Origin of the sequence: Niveibacterium microcysteis, assembly GCF_017161445.1 — a bacterium.
In the GTDB taxonomy this organism is placed as follows: Bacteria; Pseudomonadota; Gammaproteobacteria; order Burkholderiales; family Rhodocyclaceae; genus Niveibacterium; species Niveibacterium microcysteis.
The window spans coordinates 415,942-434,431 of the sequence record NZ_CP071060.1 but is presented as its reverse complement, the minus strand read 5'-3'; the positions used below and the strand labels follow the sequence as shown (position 1 = coordinate 434,431).

The 18,490-nt window shown below is 69.5% G+C and carries 9 protein-coding genes; all 9 read right to left on the bottom strand.

Annotated features, from left to right (window positions below):
- Window positions 1-21: 21 nt before the first annotated feature.
- On the bottom strand, window positions 22-3,699 hold the full coding sequence (locus JY500_RS01970; protein WP_206254890.1) for an eCIS core domain-containing protein: 3,678 nt from the start codon (window positions 3,697-3,699) through the stop codon (window positions 22-24).
- Window positions 3,696-5,663 (bottom strand): AAA family ATPase, encoded by a 1,968-nt coding sequence (locus tag JY500_RS01965; protein ID WP_206254889.1) that lies wholly within the window; start codon window positions 5,661-5,663, stop codon window positions 3,696-3,698. The genes JY500_RS01970 and JY500_RS01965 overlap by 4 nt, the downstream gene beginning before the upstream one ends.
- The gene (locus JY500_RS01960; protein WP_206254888.1) at window positions 5,660-7,582 is read right to left on the bottom strand and encodes a hypothetical protein; all 1,923 of its coding nucleotides are present in this window, start codon (window positions 7,580-7,582) and stop codon (window positions 5,660-5,662) included. Before JY500_RS01960 ends, JY500_RS01965 begins: the two co-directional genes overlap by 4 nt.
- A 2-nt stretch (window positions 7,583-7,584) precedes the next feature.
- On the bottom strand, window positions 7,585-8,826 hold the full coding sequence (locus tag JY500_RS01955) for a hypothetical protein (RefSeq protein WP_206254887.1): 1,242 nt from the start codon (window positions 8,824-8,826) through the stop codon (window positions 7,585-7,587).
- 10 nt (window positions 8,827-8,836) lie between these two features.
- Window positions 8,837-10,150 carry a hypothetical protein gene (locus JY500_RS01950; protein WP_206254886.1) on the bottom strand — a complete coding sequence of 438 codons (1,314 nt, stop codon included), beginning with the start codon at window positions 10,148-10,150 and terminating at the stop codon, window positions 8,837-8,839.
- Window positions 10,147-11,817 (bottom strand): hypothetical protein, encoded by a 1,671-nt coding sequence (locus JY500_RS01945; protein ID WP_206254885.1) that lies wholly within the window; start codon window positions 11,815-11,817, stop codon window positions 10,147-10,149. Before JY500_RS01945 ends, JY500_RS01950 begins: the two co-directional genes overlap by 4 nt.
- 949 nt (window positions 11,818-12,766) lie before the next feature.
- A complete protein-coding gene (locus JY500_RS01940; RefSeq protein WP_206254884.1) occupies window positions 12,767-15,229 on the bottom strand; it encodes a phage tail protein in 2,463 nt (820 codons plus the stop codon).
- A gap of 84 nt (window positions 15,230-15,313) precedes the next feature.
- Window positions 15,314-17,581, bottom strand: a complete 2,268-nt coding sequence (locus tag JY500_RS01935; RefSeq protein WP_206254883.1) for a baseplate J/gp47 family protein — start codon at window positions 17,579-17,581, stop codon at window positions 15,314-15,316.
- Window positions 17,581-17,976 (bottom strand): GPW/gp25 family protein, encoded by a 396-nt coding sequence (locus JY500_RS01930; protein WP_172201404.1) that lies wholly within the window; start codon window positions 17,974-17,976, stop codon window positions 17,581-17,583. Before JY500_RS01930 ends, JY500_RS01935 begins: the two co-directional genes overlap by 1 nt.
- Window positions 17,977-18,490 lie beyond the last annotated feature (514 nt).

Here is an 18,490-nt window from a genome sequence, read left to right as displayed (position 1 = left end):
CCGGCAGAGCCGGTCTGGCCCTCAGGTCTGCGGAAAACCGTTGGGGAAGTTGGGCACCGATCCGCGCTGCGGGCTGCCCATGCGCTCGTAGCCGCCACCCGTCTTCTTGCGCTTGAGCTGCTGCCATTCCCACGAAATCGCGGTGGCGAGGAAGCCCTCTTCGGGGGCGGCTTCCGGCGGTGTGGCGACCGGGCTGCGCGGATACTTCACACTGACTTTGTAGTACACGAACTTGCGTGCGGTGTTGATCATCGATTTGAGCGTGCTTTCCACCGCAGCCTGATGCGCCGCGTTGCAGCTGAAGGTGATCGGCGTGAGGTTGGCGATGTTGTCGCCGGGGCCGCCGAGCTTGTTGTTCAGCAGGTGGCCCATGACATAAAGCCGCTTGTCGTTGCGTCGCTTGTTCACCTTGTCCCAGATCGGCGGCACCACTGACGGCGAGCTGCCGGCGCCGTGCTCGGGCGTCAGTGGGTCGGCCGTCATGCTCTTGCCGCCGCGCTGCGCATCAACGCCACCGTAGCTGACGCTGGTCGGGATGCCGTCGCCAAGCTCCAGCGCCGGGTCGCTGTCATCCGTCGGCACGCCGGCCTGGCGGAACACGCCGCCCAGTGCGTTCAGGTGCTTCTGTACCGTCTTGGCGTGCTTGTCCGCTTCCGCGTCATCCTTGGCGTTCTTGCCGTCGCGGATCGCCTTGTAGACATCGCGCTTGAGATCCTTCGCCTGTGACTTGAGACCGCCGTCGGCAATCTGCCCGATCGCCTCGTCGATCGCCGTCTTCTTGCTCTCAACGTAGATCGCCGGCGCATCCTCGGTGCCTTCGGTCGAGATCGTGTGCGATTCGCCGCTCTTGCTGCGGAAGCCCACGCGGGTCTTCCACCAGTCCGCAATCGCACCGGCCACCGCCTTGATGCCGCGAAGGATCGCATCAATACCCGCCTTGACCTTGTCGATCAGCCACAGGATCGCGTCGTCCACCTTCTTGCGGATCGTGTCGACCAGCTCGCGGATCTTCTTGCCGACGCCGCCCAGCCCGACCTGTTCGGCCAGGAAACCGATCACCACCGGCATCGCGCGGCGCATCAGCCCTTCCACCCGCGCGCCGGCCTTGTCGATCGCGCCACTCGCAATCTCCGACGCCGAATCGAGCGCGCTGATCGCGATGCGGATGATCTGCTGCGCGTAGCGCTTCACTGCCTTGAAGACCTTGTACACCCGACGTGCGATGTCGACGATCTCGGACAACCCGCCGGATGCCGCAGCAGCCGTCGCCACGATCGCGATTTCCTCCGCCACCTTTCCCGCCACCCATTCGGCCACACCCTGCAGCACCGTACTGCCGAATTCCTTGGCCTTGTCGATGATGCCCTTGGTGTTCTCGGCGGGCGACTTGGAGGTGTCGATTGCGCCACGCACCCAGGCGATCGCGCTGCCAAAGCGGCGCATCCAGGTGCGCAGCTTGTCCACCTTCTTCGGGTCAAAGCGCTTCTTCAGCAGATCGAAGATGTGGTTCACCGACAGCCCCAGCACATCCAGCGCGAAGCCGAACACTGCCATCGGGTCCTTCCAGCTGCTCGGCGCGCTGATGCCCTTCTCGGCCAGTTCGCCGAACAGCCAGCCCTCGATGCCGAAGCCAAGGTGGCTCAGGATGTTCTTGCCGAATCGCTTGAAACCGGCGCCGGTGGCGCGCACCGCATTGCGCACGAAGTCGATCGGCGCGCGCATCACGCGGTCCCACACCGAGAAGGCCTTGCTGATGAGTTCGCCAAGCAGCTCCGGCGGCACGTCGAAGACCCGCAGCACCAGCCGGAAGCTCGCTTTCACCGCCCCCATCAAGTCGCGGTTCTTGAACACCAGCTTGATCAGCGCACGGATCTCCGTCTTCGTGCGAGCCCAAGCCTCGCCGTCGCGCGCGAGCGCTTCGAACAGCTCGATCTGGCGCAGGATGATCGGGATCAGGAAGTCGACGAAGGGGTCGCGGATGCAGCTCGGGATCATGTCCCAGATCTTTTCGGCGAGCAGGATCGGGATGCCCCAAACGTCCAGCACCACGTTGGCGATGCGGCGCAGGAAGTTGAGCGCTCGGCCGAGGAAGGCGCCGAGCCGATCCACCATCGCGAGCAGGCCATCGGCCACCTGCATCAGCTTGCCGCCGGCCCAGGCAGCCAGCGCGTCAATCTGGTCCGCTACCCACTGCGTCGCCGACACGATGAACGACAGCCCGACGCCGGCCGCTACACCAACCCAGCCACCCACCGCCTTCGCCACTCGGCCGATCGCGCCCGTGAGCCCGCGCGCGAGATTCACCAACCCGCTGCCGAAGCGATGGGCGCCGCGTTGCAGCGTAGGGATCAGGGTGTTCTGCAGGTAGGCACGCGCCTGCACCACCATGCTGCCCTTGCCCCAGTGGGCCTTGATCCAGCGTACGCCCTGCACCACTCCCACCACGGCCGCACCCAGCGCCACCAACGGCCCGGCGGGCGAGGCCATCACCGCCACCGCGCCCACCACCGTGGCGACCGTCTTGATCTCTTTCTGATAGGGCGCCAGCACTTCCTTCACCGCGTCCCACAGCTTCTCGACCTTGCCCTGCACCCACTGCAGGATGCCGTTCTGGCCCTCCGGCCCGTCGCCGATCCCCAGCTTGTTCTTCACCCAGGTCCAGGCGTCGGCCGAGGCCTTGCGGATCGGCGCGCATTTGTCCCACACCCAGCTCGCCAGTTGTTCGATCTGATCCCACTGCTGCTTGGCGACCTTCTTGATCCAGTTCCACACCGGCGCCCCGACCTTGTCCCACAGCGACTGGCACAGGTCCTCGATCTTCTTCACCACCGGCTGCAGTTTCTCGACGATGGGTTGCAGCAGCTTGGTTGCCAGTTGCTCCACTTTCTCGGCCGCCTGGCGCAGCGGCGTGCAGTCGTTGGCGGCGATCTTCCCGGCCGCCTCCTGCACCCATTGCAGCATCGGCGCAAAGCGGGCAGTAAGTTGTTTGCCGGCCCCGGCCACCGCATACACCGGCGCCATGACGCCGTCGATGACCTTCTTGAAGCCGTTGGTGACGCGCTCCTTCAGGTAATCCAGCACGCCTTGCGGGCCCTTCTGAACAAAGGGCGCCAGTTCGGGCGCATAGCGGTTGACCAGCTCCATCGCCAGATCGCCGGCCGCCTGCTTGACCGTATCCACGGCGCCGCCGAGCAGCGCCCGCCCGCGATCGAGCAAGCCCGGCTTCCGCTGCACCGTGTTGCCACTCGTGCGCCCGCTGACGGTGTAACCGCCGCCCGCCACCACTGCCGCGCTCGCGCTACTGGCTTCGGCTTCCAGCGCACCGCCATCGTCGCCAAGGCGCTGCACCTGCGGCTGCGCCGGCCCGCGTTGCTGGATCACATGGGCCACTTCGTGCGCAAGCAGCGCCAGATCGTCCGGCCGCTCGCCCTTCGCGAGCACGATGTCTTCGCCATACGTGAAGGCGCGCGCACCGGTCTGGGCCGCCGCCCGCTGTGCCGCGGCGTCGGTATGCACACGTACGCTTGCCAGATCCGCATTGAGGCTCTGCTCCAGGCGGCGACGCACTGGCATCGCGAGCGCCTGGCCAGCACCGAGCCGGCCCGGCATGCGCTGGGCGGTACCCGCTGCCGGGCGCGCGCGCGCGGTGGTGGCCGGTGCAGGCCTCGCCGCCACCGCCGCGCGCGCAAGGGCGGTCACGTTTCGCCCTCCTCACGCAGCGGGCAGACCTGGCCGCTCTTGCGATACTCACGGCGAATCGCCGCCTCCAGCGCCGCGGCGTCGATGCGGCTGCCGGCCTCCAGTGCCAGCAGCGCCGCATGCAGCACCACATTGCGCCACTGCCCGCCCGCGAAACTGCAGCGCGCCGCAAAGCGCGACAACACCTCTGGTGGCACCGCATGGTCGCGCGGCAGATGGATCGCAAGAATGCGTTCACGCACCGTGGCATCGGGCGCCGGGAAGTCGATCGTCACGTCGATGCGGCGCAGGAAGGCGCTGTCGATCCGTTCCGCGCTGTTGGTGGTCACCAGCAGGATGCCGTGGAAGCGCTCCACCGCCTGCAGCAGGAAGTTGGTTTCCAGGTTCGCATAGCGGTCGTTGGCGTTGCTGACCCCGGTGCGCCCGGCCATCAGCGCATCGCCTTCGTCGAGCAGCAACACCGCATCGACGGCTTCGGCCGCCTCGAAGATGCGCGCGAGATTCGCTTCCGTCTCGCCGATGTACTTGCTGACGGTACGCGCCAGGTCGATGCGGAAGGCCGGTTTGCCCAACTGCGCGGCGAGGATGCGCGCAGCGGCTGTCTTGCCGGTGCCGGAAGGCCCTTTGAAAAGCGCCCGCACGCCCGGTGTGAGCCCGGCCGCCAACGCATCGCCCACGCCTTCGGCGAGCCGTTCGCGCTGCCGGCAACGCAGCTCAAGCCAGCGCATTTCCTCAGCCGCGCGGGGCGGCAAGGCCAACTCGCTCCAATCACCCGCGCCGGGAAGGGCCTCGGCCAGCGACGCCAGCGTCGCGTCACTGCGCGCGGCCAGCAGCTCAGCCAAAGCACGCGCCGGCTCGGGCCGTGTCAGCGCGCGCGCGATCAACCGCTGCCAGATGCCGGCAGGCAAGCGATGCGGCGCGGCCAGGAAATCAGGAGAATCTTCGAGCCCCGCATGGCGCCACGCGCGTTGCAACATCGCGGCACGCGCCTGCGGTGCGGGCGGCGCCAAGCGGAGCACCGTCACCTGTGGCGGCAGCTCGCCACCGGCCAGGGGCAGCAGGCAGATGTCAGCAAGCGGCGCGACCAACGCCAGCGATTCCGGTAGTTGCCGTCGCGCGTCCAGCACCAGTGCGGCGTCCGACAGCAGTGCAATGCAGCGTGCCGACGCCAGTTCGGCAGCCGACGTCGCTGCGCTCGCGCGCAGGCTCAGGCAAGCGTGGCCGGCCGCAGCCGCGAGCGCAGCCGCGAGCGTCATGCGGCCGCTGCCAGGCAGCCCGCGCAGCGCAAGCAGCCGAGGGGCGTCGGCCGCCGCCTCCGGCACAACCAGCGCATCGAGCGGCGACGCAGCCTCGCGCGGACGCAAACGCAGCGTCGCGTCCTCGACCCGCCGCGCGCACAGCGCGTCCCACACCGCGAGCGGCACCGACAGCGTCCACGCGGCACGCGGGCCTTGCTGCTCGGCGTGCAGCAGCCCGGCGTTGAGCAGCGCCTGCAGGCGCTCGCGTACCGCATCCGGCTCCAGCGTCGGGTGGCAGGCAGCAAGCCAGCCCCAAGCCGGGCGTGCGGTGCCATCCTGCAAATCGGCGGCGAGCGCGGCGAAGCGCGGGTCGTCTTCGATCAGGCCGATCTGGAAGACCAGTCCGATCGCCGCGTCATCCAGCGCCAGTGCTGCTTGCATGCGACGGACCGGCAGTCCGGTCTGCGCACCCGCCCATGCGTCGGCGGCCTCATGCCAGGCATGCCAGCAGGTCTCCAGCGCGAGCCCTTCGAGTTCCGGGCGGTCGATCTGGTCGAGGTAGTCCTGCAGGAAGGGGTGGTGCGCGAACAGCGCGTCGGGCGAGCCTGCCTTGTGCAGGGCCGGCGCCAGCCATGCGAGCACCGCGCCGAAGAAGAACAGCCGCGCATGGTTGGCTGCCCCCGGCGGCACATCGGCAAAGGCGATCGGCGCGCGCGGCGCGTTCATGGCCCTACCCCTGCATCAAAGCGATAGCGCAGATCGCAGCCCGCGGCAGGCAGCCAGCCGAGATCGCGATCCAGGCCAGCGAGGCGCACCTCGATCGGCAACGCGGCAAGACTCATCTGCACCACCACACGCTCGGCGCTGCGGCGGACCGTAGCCGGCCTGTGCAGCAGGCGATCAGCGGCACTGGCCTGCGGCCATCCGGTCGCGAGTGCGAGGCGCGCACGCACGAAGGGTGCGAAACGTGCGGCCCAGTCGCCCCAAGAGCGAATCGCCCCCGGCACCACTCGGGCGGATGCGCGGACGCGACGGGGTGCAACCCAGCCGGGCCACTGCGCCCCGTCCACCACTTCATCTGCCGGCAGATCGGCGACACAGAAGCCGGCCGGATGCCAAAGGCCGCAACGCCCGTCCGCCTCGACGCGTCGCCATGCGCGCGTTTGTGCGGCCCAGGGTGCGAGCCAATGCGCTGGCAGGCGCCAATCGGCATTCGGGGCGTCCGCCCAGCAGCCTGCCGCACAATCCTGCGGACGGCCGGCTGCATTCGCCAGCCAGGTGCTGAGCGGGTCGGCATCGAAATCCGTGCCAATCAATTCTCGCGCCAGCAGCGCGATGAAGTCCCAAGGGTGCAGCGCAAGACCGCGGTCCGCCGGGCGGGTGAAGTCCGGGTAGAGACCGAGCGCGACCGCCAGGTTGAGCAGATGAAAGGCGCCGCCATACTCGGTGGCGATACCAGCGCCACCCGCATCCACGGCTGGCGCCGCCGGCATGTTGGCCTGCGGCGCCGGAACGGCCAGTACATCAGGTGTGGCGAAGATCGCCGCATCGACCCCGTCGCCATCGGGCGACGACATGTTCGGCGGATTTGTCGCGGGCGACGGCGCCGGCAGCCCCCAGCGCATCGGCGGCTGCCGCGCGCCGCGGGTGGTCGATTCGGGCTGTTGCTCCGGCGGCGTGCCCTCAGTTGGCGGCGGCGCAAGCGGATCGTTTGCCGCCTGCAGAATCGACGCGACGGTGCGGCCGATCGCATGGTGAACGCGGATCGGCGCCACGGGCGGTTCGGACGCGACGCCTTGCTGGCCGCCGCGCGCTGCGCCGACCGATGGTTGATCGCGCAAGGGCGGCGGCGCGTCCGCTTCGCCGTTCTGCATCGCCGCACGATCGGACAGTTCGCGAGTCGGTAGCGCGGCCAACCAGCGCGCCGGCGGCCGGGGCGCTGCGCTGACCGCGGCGGGCGCACGCGCCAGCCCCAACGCAAGCCACAGCCAATGGCGCGCAGCTTCCGGCACGCCCTCAGGCGCACTCGCCGCGCAGTCCGACAGGGCATGCTCTAGGGCCACCGACGCGGGCGATTCAGCCGGCGTTGCAAGCTCGCCGACTGCGAAGTGGCGGATCAGGGCCTGACGCAACACAAGGGCCTGGGTGCCGACCGCTTGTGCGAAGTGCACCGCGCGCCCTCGTTGGGCGAGCAGCGCCAGCGCGCCGGGCACTGCTTGCGGATGCTGCTGCCACGCGGCGATGACACCGGATGCACCGTGCAGCGGCAGGCTGCACCACCACCAGCAACGCTCGATGCGCTGCGCGAGCAGATCAAGCGCTGCGCACGCGAGCCACTCGGCGGTGTCGGCGAAACACACTGCAAGTGCGTCCGGCATGACAGCCTCGCGCCACGGGTGGCGCGCAGCGGCAAGGCGCGCCCGTGCCTGCCGCACGATCGGCCCCCAGTCGGCCTGAGCACGCGACAGCGGTGCGGCGAGCGCATCGTCGGTGAGTACGCCGCCGGCCTCACGCAGGCAGAGGATGGCCGCCCCGGGGTCGAGCCCCGACAGCGCCACCTCGGCGCGGCGCGCAAAGCGCGCAGCAAGCTCGCGCGTCTGCGCGCTGCCACGCACCCGTGCCCGCACGATGCGCAGGCCGTCCATGTTCAGCCGCCTTTTCCGCCCTTGGGCGCCGGCTTTTTGCTGGCGGTGCGCTTGGGCGCCGGTTTCACCGGCGCGGCGCGCGCAGGCGACTTCTTCTTTGCTGGCGCACTACGCAGGTTGGTTACCGCGCTCGGCGCCAACGCAACGCCAGACACATTCAGCGCCGGTTGCGTGCTGACTGCGGACGCCGCTGGCGCAGCGCTTACCGTGCTCGCCACGGGGGTCGCCGCCATCACCACCGGTTGCGCCAGTACCGTGGCAATGCTCGGGTTGCTCACCGTCGGCGATACCGCAAGGCCCGCGTTCAGCACCGCGGGGTTCACCGTGAATCCGCCGCTTGGCGCCGGCGCAGTGGTGGCCGCGTTGTTGCCAGCCACTGCCGAAGCAAGCCCCGCGTTGAGCGCGCCGGTGGCGGCAGCGCCAATGCCGCTGGCGACTTCGGTGACGCCAGCGAAGAACAAGCGCAGACGCGGATACGCAACCACTTCCACCTGCAGGATCAGGCCTGGGTCGAAGTTGCCATTCACGCCCAGCGGCTGGAAACCGATCTCGAAGAAGCCGGGGTCCACACGCAACACATAAGGCATCACCGTGGCGATGCCGCCGCGGTGATCGGCATCGACCAAGGTGAAGCGGAAGAAGTAGGTGTTGAAGGTCGGGTTGTAGCCGTCGAACGTGAAGCGCGGCGCGATCAGATCCGCACTGACGAAATTGCCGAGCATCGAGCTGACACCCCAACGGCTGCCGCTGGTGACGATGCCGCGATTCTGGATCGAGGCCGCGGCCACCACCACCGGTGTCGCCTGCGGCGCGGAAACCGGCCGCCACGCATTGTTGGAGAAGCCCAGCAACTGCCCTTCGGCCGGCGCATTGGCGAGCACGCTCTTGCCCTGCAACGCGCTGATCTGGTTCGCCGCGGTGGTGCCGGTGACATCCCCCGTCATCGTCGCTGGCCCGGTATTACCGGCCAGTGCGTTGAGGCGGTCGATGATCGCGTTCATCAGCGTTGCCGTGATGAGCTCGCCGGGCTGCACATGCGACAGAGTCGCCGTAACGGTCGGCCGCAGCACGCCGGGGTCGATGGTGCCGATGATGCCGGTGTTGAGCAGGCCCGGTGCGATGTGCAACAGATCATCGCGGATCGCGCTGCTGGCGAGCGGTTGTGCAAGGGCCGCGGCGGACGCGCGTTGCACGCCGGTGGCGTTGAAGGCGGTGCTGGACACGCTCTTGATCAGGTCGGCCATGTCGGTCTCCTCAGAAAGTGGGGTAGCGGTCGTGATCGAAGCGGGCGCGGTTCTCGCGCGACGCCGCAGGAAGGGGCAGATGGCGATGGCCGAAGAGCAGTGCGCCGCTGGCATTGCCGTCGTCGCCACGCAAACGGAAGCGCCAGATCAGCTGTGCCGGTTCGCTCGTCAGGTTGATCGGCGGCAGCATCGCCGCGCCGCGCCATAGCGGTTCGAGCAAGGCGCCATCGAGGAAGTCGTCTTCGCTCACCGCGAGGCCGGCAAAGAAGGTGTCGGCATCAATGCCGCGCCGCGTGCTGCTCGCGAGCGGCAGCACGCCCACCGGCGGCAGGTAGCGGAACACGCTGGCCGCCTGCAAGCCAGCAGGCAATACGTCACCCGCGTTGATCAGCTCGGCAATCTGCAGCGCGAACTGGCGGATGAAGGCTTCGCCCTCTGCCGCGCGGCGCCCGCTGCCGAGCAACAGAAGATCGGCCGCCGAGGCCGGCGCGTGCAGGCTGCGGCGTACCGCCCACATGTCCAGCCACGCAAGGCCACCGGGCTGCCAGCCGAACAACGCGAGCGGCACTTCGTTATCCGCCACCACGCCGGCCGCATCGAGCAGACCGTAAGCGCGCAGCGGGTTATCGAGCCCGCCGAGCGGATCGGCGAGCGCCTCGGCCACCACGTTGCCGCCAAGCGCCGCGAAGGCCGCGAGGTGGCGAGCACGATGCCGGCCGAGGGTGCTGCTGTCGTTGAACAGCGGAGCATCCGACCCCAACAGCGCACCGGGTATCGTCGCCAGCCGGAAGCGCAGCCCCGACAGCCGCCAACGGGCGCCGCAACGGTTCAACGCCGCGCCGCCCTCGCCCGATACACCGGGCGCCTGCTCGGCGGACAGCGCCTGCGCAGGGCCGACCAGCAGCACCTGCAGCGCGGTGCCGTACTGCACCGAGGGCGTCGGGTTGCCGCTGGGCTTGGGCCCGCACAGGCGGAATTCGCCCGGGCCGAGCGGTGCCGCCGGCGCGTGTGAATCGTCCGGCACCAGCGCGATGCGCAGTGCGGCGGCGAGGCGCAGCACGCTGCCGTCTGGCGCAATCGCGGTGCCGGGCGACAGATCCACTGCATTGAGCAGCGAACCGTTCGCACTGCGCGCACGGGTGACGACCAGCCCACGGGCGATACCGGTGCCGGCCGCGCTGGCGATGGCGGCATCGCGTGCCGCGCTGGCGGCCTGCTCATCGGCCATGTCGCGGCCGGAGAGCAGGCGCCCGCCGAAGAAGTTCACCGCGCGCAGCGCACCATCGAAGTAGCCGGGTGCCGCGGCTTCAGCCAGCGCGCTCATGGCAGCTCCCCGTACTGGCTGATCTCGACCATCAGCTCCATGCCGTTGTCGAAGCCGATTGGCTTGCCACCGAGCGCCAGCGTGACGACGATGCCCTTTTCGCCAAAGCTGCTGAAGCCCACCGTCAGCACCGGGCTGTCGAGCTTGGCCACCGCGATCGCCTTGAGGATGTACATGTGCTTGCGGTCGGCATTGGGCTGGATGTAGCCATCGAAACCGATCGTGAAGGGCGCGCGGTCTACAAGCTCGAGCTTGCCGAACACCGGCCCGCGCGTGCCGTCGAAACCGATGATGCCGGCCGCGACGATCTTCACGCCCGCAGCTGCGGGCGGCGCGCTCACCGCACCGGGCCGCCACGCGTCGATCGTGGCATCCCACACCAGCGCGTCGCCGTTGCTGGGTGCCGTATCGACGACTTTGCGCTTCTGCAGGCCGGCCACCGTGTTGTCGCCCGCGGGGCCGTTCGCGTCTCCCCCCAGCACCACCGGCGCGCCACCACCGGTGGGCGCGGGTACTGGTCGCCAAACGCTGCCGTCAAAGCCCAGCAGTTGCCCGCTCGCAGCGCCGGTCGCGACGAGGCCGACGCCCTGCAGGGCGGTGATCTGCGCCGCGGTGATCGCCCCGGTCAGATCGCCGCCGGTCGCCGGCAGCGTCGGCGACCCGTGTGTGTGGTCTGCCCGCGCATAGGCGAGGCTGGCGCCCACCGCAGGGGTCTGGTTGAACAGGGTCTCCGGCACCACATCGGTCGCGGCCGCCGGCTGCGCGGTCTGGCCGAGGCCGTAGAGTTCCTGCAGCGTGCGGGTCGGCAGCAGCAGCGGGCGGGCGCTGTCGTCCAGCGTCAGCGAGGCGACGTCGAGCGCGCCGGCATTGAGGCGGAAATGCAGGCTCGCGAGCAGCACCGGTTCTTCCGGATGCAGCGCGGTCGGTGCCGCAGGCGGGCCGGCGTCCACCGGCACTTGCGGCCGCACCTCGGTCACCCACACCCGCTCGGCCAGCGCGATCGCCGCATCGAAATCCGCCGCCGCCACCTGCCACGGCCCGCCCACCGCTTCACCGGCGATCAGCGTGCGCACCAGCGCCGGCACATCGGCCAGCGCGAGCGCGGTACCCGCCGAGGGCGCGGGACGGATCGCGCGGATCAGGCGACCGAAGCGATCCGTCAGCCATTCCTCGACCTGCGCCGGCGGTTCGGCGACGAAGGCGAGATGGAAGGTTTCCGCGATCCGCGTCGCGACGCCCTCGCCTTCGCCGCAGCAGGGCGTAACCGGCAGCGGCAGTCGGTCGGTGTCGCACTCGTGGTAGCCGAGCACGACATGCGCGCGCTGGAAGCCCGCGTCGTCCGCCGGCAGCAGCGTCGCCGCATTCGCGCCGACCCAGGCGGCAAAGTCGGCGCACTGCCGCGCATCGACCCGCACCACCTTGCCGGCGACGGTCAGCGCAAGCCCGGGCTCGACCCGCACCTCGCTGCCCGACAGCGACACCGCCAGGCCCAGCGCAGTGCCGTAGCCGTGCAGCACACGGTTGTGCTGGCGATCGCGCTCGAGGAAGTAGAACTGCTCCTGCTCGAATTCATCGGCGCCAAGAATCTGGCCCAGGCTGTAGCGCACACGCTTGTCGGCTTCGGGCGTCGACGGCGTGGCGGCAGTGGAGAAGGCGGCATCACTCATGAGCGATTCTCCCGGAGAGGGATTGTGGTGAACGGGGAGGCCGGTCGGGCCTCTGGGTTTTGGATGTCCGTTGTGCAGCACTTAGGCGCGCCGCACTGTGTATGGTCTGGCGCGCGCCGGTTGGGCAGGACTTTGGAAGACCCGACCTTTGACGGGTGTGGCTCGCGATTGGCGCAGCCGGTTTGCTGGCGTGCGTTGGCCGGGGTCCCGCCCCCGGCGGGCGTGTTACTTCTTTTGCTTCGCCAAAAGAAGTAACCAAGAAAAGGCGACCCGGCGTTCGCGGTCAGGCACTGCGTGCCTGACTTCCCTGCGTTGCTCGCGCGACCGGGGGCCTGCGGAACTCGCCCTCGCTGCGCTCGGTGCTCAGACAGTCCTCGGCCTTCTTCCCGGTCGCGCTCCGCTACTCGGCGCTCTCGACGGGACCCGAAAATCAAAACCATCGGTTGAGCAACGATTGCGTGTGTTTCGTAGCCTGGATGGAGCGCAGCGAAATCCGGGACGGGCGCATCCAAATCTTCAAACGCACATCCCGGATTCCGGCCTTCGGCCCGCATCCAGGCTACGAGAATCGGACAACGGGGAAACGTCGACGCTTTTCCCTCCCCCTCTGAAACGCCGAGCAGCACAGAAGCATCGGGTTCCGACGCACGCAGTGCGGCGGTGGCAAGCACTGTTTGAGCTCCGAGCGAAGCGAGGGCGAGTTGCGCAGCCACCCGATGCTTCGAGCAGCGCAGGGGACCGTGCGCGAAGCGCGCGGCGTTGAAGCGGGGGCCGCTTCTTTGGTTCCTTTCTTGTCGGCACAAGAAAGGAACCCGCCCGCCGGGGCGGGACCCGGCTTCAGCGGACCAACAGTCGCAATGCGACACGGCCAATCGCAAGCCGCCCGAAGAACGTCGGGCTTCGCCAAGCCCCGCCAGCGCAGTCCGCCAGGAAACAAGAACGCCCCCAATCACGACAACACCCCCAAGAGCCCAAGTCGATCGCGATCCACCGCCCACCGCGCCGCCCCTTCCGGCGGCGCAGCCAACCTCGCCATCCCCAAGTTCGCGAAATCGACGATGGCCGCCGCAATCGGGTCGTCCGCCGCGAGCTGCGTTTCGTACCCGACGCGCGCAGCCCCCAGGCGGAAGGCGTAGTCGACCGTCTCCACCGAGCCGGCCACATGCGCCGGCAGGGCAATCGCGAGCACATCGCGCACACGCGTGAGCGTGGCAGCAGCGCCAACCGCAGTGCGCCGCACCGGCACCCGCACAAAGAGGGTGTGCGCGGCGCCATTCGGGCGTTCGAGGTAGCGCACGTCGCCGGGGCGCTCGGCGAGCGGTGCGTCGTCGTCGAAGATCGACGGGTCGACGCAGGGGTCTGTCGCGATGCGGACGAGGCGTTGCAATGCCGGCAGCGTGCCGCGGCGTGCCAGCAGACGGTGGCCGTAGCACACCAGCAGGCGGCGCCGGCGTTCGTCGAGCTGCGGATCGAGCGCAAGGCCCAACCAGCCGGCCAGCCAGGGCAGCGCTTCGCGCGGCGCGGTGCGTGCGTCGAACAGCAACTGCACCGCAGCGATGCGATCTTCCCAACTGGTGAACAGGCCCTCGACGTTGGCGAGTAAGCGTTCGAGGAAGTCCGCAGCAATCGCGTCCTCGCGCCAGCACGCGGGCAGGTAGCGCAGATAGTCGAAGCGCGGGTACCAGATGCGCAGCGCGCCGACGCGTGGCGTGGCGAGGCCGTTGCCGAGCAGCACGATGCGCAGTTGCGCATAGCGGCCTTTCACCCCTTGCAGCAGGAGTTCGCGACTACCGCGTTCGCACTGGATCGGCTGCGCATCGCGGCGCGCGAGCCAGGGCAGTTCGGCGCCGATCGCTCGCGGCACCAATGCGGGTTGATCGTGCCAGGGCGCATTGCGCAGTCCGGCAAGGTCGTCAGCCGCGCGCGCCTGGATGCGGATCGCACAGGCGGGCGGTATCGCTACGTCCATCACGATGCGGTGCCAGGTGCAGCCGGGCTCGCCGGCATCAAAGGGCGGGCGCGCCGCCGTGCCGGGCCAGGTATCGACCTGCAGGCGGCGGCTGTAACGCGGCCGCCGCTGCACGACCAGCGGCACCCAGTGCCCGTCGCTGTCGTACTTCGGCGCACCGGCAACCGACACCAGGCCGCGCCCGCCGTATCGCCGCATCGGCTGGAATTCGGGCAGCGGCTCAAGCGACAGCACACCCGCACGCTCCACCAGCAGGATGCGGAAGGCCTGGTTGCCATCGTCGCCCACCACCCACAGTTGCGCGCGTGCCGCGCTGCCGTCGTCCGCTGCGGGGGCCTCGGCCAGAAGCGCATGGCCGGCGAGGCGGAAGGCATCGGCGTCTTCATCGGCAATCACCGCGCGCACCGCGTCAAGGCTCAGCCGCACGCGCGCCACCGCGGGGTCGCCCGCCACGATCACCAGCGCGCCCCAAGGATCAGCGTCACCCGCCAGCGGCGTGTCGAGCAGGATCGCGCGGCCATCCGGCAAGGACTCGACCGCGATGGGCGAGCGCAGCGCCAGAGCGATCGCATGGGCGAAGTCGATCCGCTTCGGCGCAGGTGGCAGGGCTCGCGGTCCGCCGCCCTGCGGCCCGAAGTCACCCGATTCAGCAACCGGAGCCGCGCCGGCTGGCCCGACGCTGGCGAGTCGGCGATCAAGCCGCCATAGCCGGGCATCGACCGGCGTGGCGGGCAGTGCGTCGGCGGGTAGCGCGCGGTCGAGAATCCACAGACCACAGGCATCCGCCGCGATGTCGCAGGGCATGAAGGCGCGCACGCCGGGCGCCGCGTCAGGCCACGCCAACCAGCGCGGCGACCCGCCGGCGATGAGGTCGAAATCAAGCAGGCCGGCCGGTGCGATGCTGCCGGCGATCAGCCGGTGATCGGGCGTCATCGCGAGGCCGGCGAGTTGCGGCGCGGCCTCGTCGGCCACCGACGCATCACCAAAGCGCGGCTGACCCACGCCACGGAACGCCGGCGTCGGTTCGCCCAGCAGCGGCAGCTCGGGGCCGAAGGCCTGGGTCACCGCGCCAACAACTTCCGGCATCGGCCGCTCCACAGGCCAGAACACGCTGAGCTGCCCGCTCTGCGCGCACTGACGCAGGATGCGGCGGCCGTCTTCGTCGATCCAGAACACATTGCCGTCGGCATCCGCCGCGGCACCGCGGCGGCGCGCGGCGCCGGGCTTCACGTCGAGCGGTGCCGCGCGGAAGCGGAAGGCCTCGCGCGGCAGCATCAGCTCGGCGTCGTCCGCGTCCCAGCCTTCTGCAGCGAGTTCGCCCGCGCTGGCACCCGCCGGCCACAGGGAAGCGAGCGTCGGCGAACCAGCGAGATCGCTGCGCACGCACGCGCCCCAATCCTTGGGGCCGAGCAACAGCCAGTAGCGGGAGCCGTTGGAATCCATGTCAGAGCCCGCCCGGCCGCCCGAAGGGCTCGGAAGCCCCCTCGGGGGGCAGCGAATGGAATGAGCGTGGGGGCATCATGGTCCTTAGCACTGATCCGGAATGAAAGGCACCGGCAGGCGGCGATCGCCGCTGGCGCTGCCTGCACGGCCCAAGGTCGCATCGCGCAAGCCAACCAGCGGGTTCTCGCCGGGTGCGAAGTCGCGTGCTTCGACCAGCAGGCCCAGCAGTTCTGGTTGGTCGAGATCGGCGAATGCGATGCGCTCGGTCGGTTGCGGGCCGGAAGACGATTCCTCACCCAGCAGCAGGTCGTTCACCAGCCGCACACCGGGCACCCGCGCGACCACTGCAAGTAGCTGTGCAGCGATCACTGGCGCACGCAGCGGCCAGCCGCCGGGCGTGATGTCGTCGATGCCGCCTGGCCGCGTGCTGGCGTCGGCAAGCGGCAGCGGCGACAGGAAGGCCAGCAGCGCGGCCCGCACCCGCGGCCGCAGCTCGGCCAACGCGACACCGGGATCGGGTTCGAGCCCGACCGCGATCCACAGGCCGCGATAGCGCGGGCCGGTGACGTAGACATCGGTGGTGACGAGGCGGCGCGGATCAAGCCATTCGCACACCGCGCGCAGCACCACCGGATCGGGCCGCGGCGCGTCCGGGTGTTTCGGGTCGCTGGCCGGCACCACCATCACGGTGACGGCGCCCGCCTGCGTGCCGACATCCGCCTTGAAGGCGCTCAGCACTTCCACGCGTGCGAGCCGCACACTGGGGGTACGCAGCGCAAGGTCACGGAAATCTTCTGCGGTGACCGCGCGGTCGCGATGCCGCAGCCAGGCCTGGATGCTGCGCTCGCCCTCATCCGCCGACTCCGCATTGCGCCCGCCCCAGGTGGCAATCGGATTCGCAACGCTGAGCCCTGCGGGCAGGCGTGGCCCCAGCTTCACCGCACCCGCGGCGACGTTGCCTTCGGCGCCCTGGGTGATGTCGTAGTCGACGAGGATCGTTGCATCGAAGGGCGGCCGCGCACCGCGCAGACCGTCGCCAAACTTCAGCAGGCCAGCCTCCGCATCCACCGCGAACACGCGGCTCAGCTCGCCGCCGCCAGCGGGTTGCAGGCTCTGCGGCAAGCGCGCGTCGCGCAGCGCGATCTCGGGTGGCGCGGCGTACAGCTCGTCGGTCGCGGCCCACGGTGTGCCGGCGACCGAGACCTGCACGCTGCCGGTGACGATAGGCCCCCGAGCGAAGCGGAACTGCTGATCCGGCGCGCCGCTGCCGAGCCCGATCACCTCGTTGCGCACCAGGTCGCGCTGTTCGACGGCGCAGGCGTTGATGCCGGCCCACAGCGGGGCAAGGCGCGCACCGCCCAGATCCCCTTCCGGCCGGATACGCAGCCACAGCACCACACGCGCATCGGTCTGCGGATCTTCGAACAGCGGCGGCAACTCGCCCGAGCCCGCTTCAAGCGGGTCGACATCATCAAAAGTCAGCAGCCCTTCGGCGGCCGGCAGTTCCACATCGAGACGCAGCGGTTCGACCTCGCCATCGCCGCTCATGCGCAGCGGCAGGCTGCGCCAGCTGGCGAGGCGATCCGGTGGCGGGCCAAGGTGATCGGCCGCGGCGATCTCCACCACCAGCTGCGGCGGCTTGTGCGTGACGCCCTCGCCCGCGGCGAGTCGTCGTGTGGTCGCGGGTTCGGGCGCCAGCACCATGCATATCGTCAGCACCTTGCTGGCGATCGCGGCGCGGACGTCTTCGCGCGTGGCATTGCGGTCGGCGCTGCGGCGCAGGAGTGCAAGCCAGAAGCACTGGCCTTCGGTTTCGCCGATCTCGGTGCCGGGCGCACTCGCCAGATCCACGGTCTCGTACAGGCTCAGCTCCGGCGCGGCGCCGCCGGTCGAGAAGCTGGCGTAGAGATCCTGATACGCGGCGAGCGTCACCGCGTCAGGCGAGGCGAGTGTGCGCTTGAACACCAGCGCGGATTCGACCGGCAGCACATCCAGCCCCTGTGTAGTGCGGAAGGGCAGGCTGCCAGCGCGCAGCGGTTCGCCGCGATTGAGCGTGAGTGTCGCAAGTGGGCCGCGAGCGTTGTCGAACGCCACCACGCCACGTGCCGGCTGCGCCGGCAACAGCGGCACCCCGAGCAGTTGCAGGAACTTGAGGCGATTTCGCTCCGGTATCTGATTCGCGCGGTAGAGCATGTTCTCCGCCATGAAGGCGAAGAGCTCCAGCAGCGTGACCCCCGGATCGGCCTCGTTGAAGTTGGTCCACTCCGGTGTGTGCGACGGTATCCGTGCGATCGCCTCATCGGCGATATCGCGGAATGCGCGGTCGTCGAGCTTGGGCAGTTCGATCGGCATCAGCTGCCTCCGAGCGTGAGCGTCAGACCGACCCGTTCCTGCCGGCCGGTCGCAACAAGGCTGTAGGTGATCGTGACGCGCGCCGCAAACGGATCGTCCGGCAGCACATCGACATCGACCTGCGATACGCGGATACGCGGCTCCCAGCGCGCCAGCGATTGCTCGACGCGGCCGCGGATCAGCTGGTGGGTGGTGATCGTGTTCGGCTCGAACAGAAACTGCTCGAGCCCGGCGCCGAACTCCGGCACGCCGACGCGCTCGCCGCGGTTGGTGGCGAGGATCAGGCGCACGTTCTCGCGGATGTTGTCCTCGCCCGATGAGCGGGCGAGTCGCCCGTCAGGGGTGATCGTGAGCGGCCAGGCCAGGCTGCGGCCGAGGAGGTGGTCAGCGTTCATGGTCTGGTGCTTTTGCTGTGTTGCGGTGGCAGCCAACGCTCGGCTGTTGGTTGGGCCGCGCGTTGAAGCGCCGAAACTGAGCGGTTTGTCGTGTGCGGCTTGAGATTGGCGCTAGCGGTTTGCTGGCGTGCTTTGGCCGGGGTCCCGCCCCCGGCGGGCGTGTTACTTCTTTTGCTTCGCCAAAAGAAGTAACCAAGAAAAGGCGACCCGGCGTTCGCGGTCAGGTGCTGGGCACCTGACTTCCCTCGCGTGCTCGCGAAGTCGGGCGGCTGCGGAACTCGCGCCGGGCTGCGCCCGCCGCTCAAACAGTCCTCGCCGTCGGCGCTACGCGCCGATCCCCCGACCCCGCTGCGCTGCTCGGCGCTCTCGACGGGACCCAAAGTCAAAACCATCCGCCGCGTGAAGCTTGCGCATTGTTCGTAGCCTGGATGGAGCAGAGCGGAATCCGGGGCGGTCGCGACCTGATGTTCGACCGCACCTCCCGGATTCCGGCCGGCGGCCTGCATCCGGGCTA

Coding starts and splice junctions, on each gene's coding strand:
- JY500_RS01965 (WP_206254889.1), bottom strand. CDS start 5,663: ATGAACGCGCCGCGCGCGCCGATCGCCTTTGCCGATGTGCCGCCGGGG.
- JY500_RS01960 (WP_206254888.1), bottom strand. CDS start 7,582: ATGGACGGCCTGCGCATCGTGCGGGCACGGGTGCGTGGCAGCGCGCAG.
- JY500_RS01955 (WP_206254887.1), bottom strand. CDS start 8,826: ATGGCCGACCTGATCAAGAGCGTGTCCAGCACCGCCTTCAACGCCACC.
- JY500_RS01950 (WP_206254886.1), bottom strand. CDS start 10,150: ATGAGCGCGCTGGCTGAAGCCGCGGCACCCGGCTACTTCGATGGTGCG.
- JY500_RS01945 (WP_206254885.1), bottom strand. CDS start 11,817: ATGAGTGATGCCGCCTTCTCCACTGCCGCCACGCCGTCGACGCCCGAA.
- JY500_RS01940 (WP_206254884.1), bottom strand. CDS start 15,229: ATGGATTCCAACGGCTCCCGCTACTGGCTGTTGCTCGGCCCCAAGGAT.
- JY500_RS01935 (WP_206254883.1), bottom strand. CDS start 17,581: ATGCCGATCGAACTGCCCAAGCTCGACGACCGCGCATTCCGCGATATC.
- JY500_RS01930 (WP_172201404.1), bottom strand. CDS start 17,976: ATGAACGCTGACCACCTCCTCGGCCGCAGCCTGGCCTGGCCGCTCACG.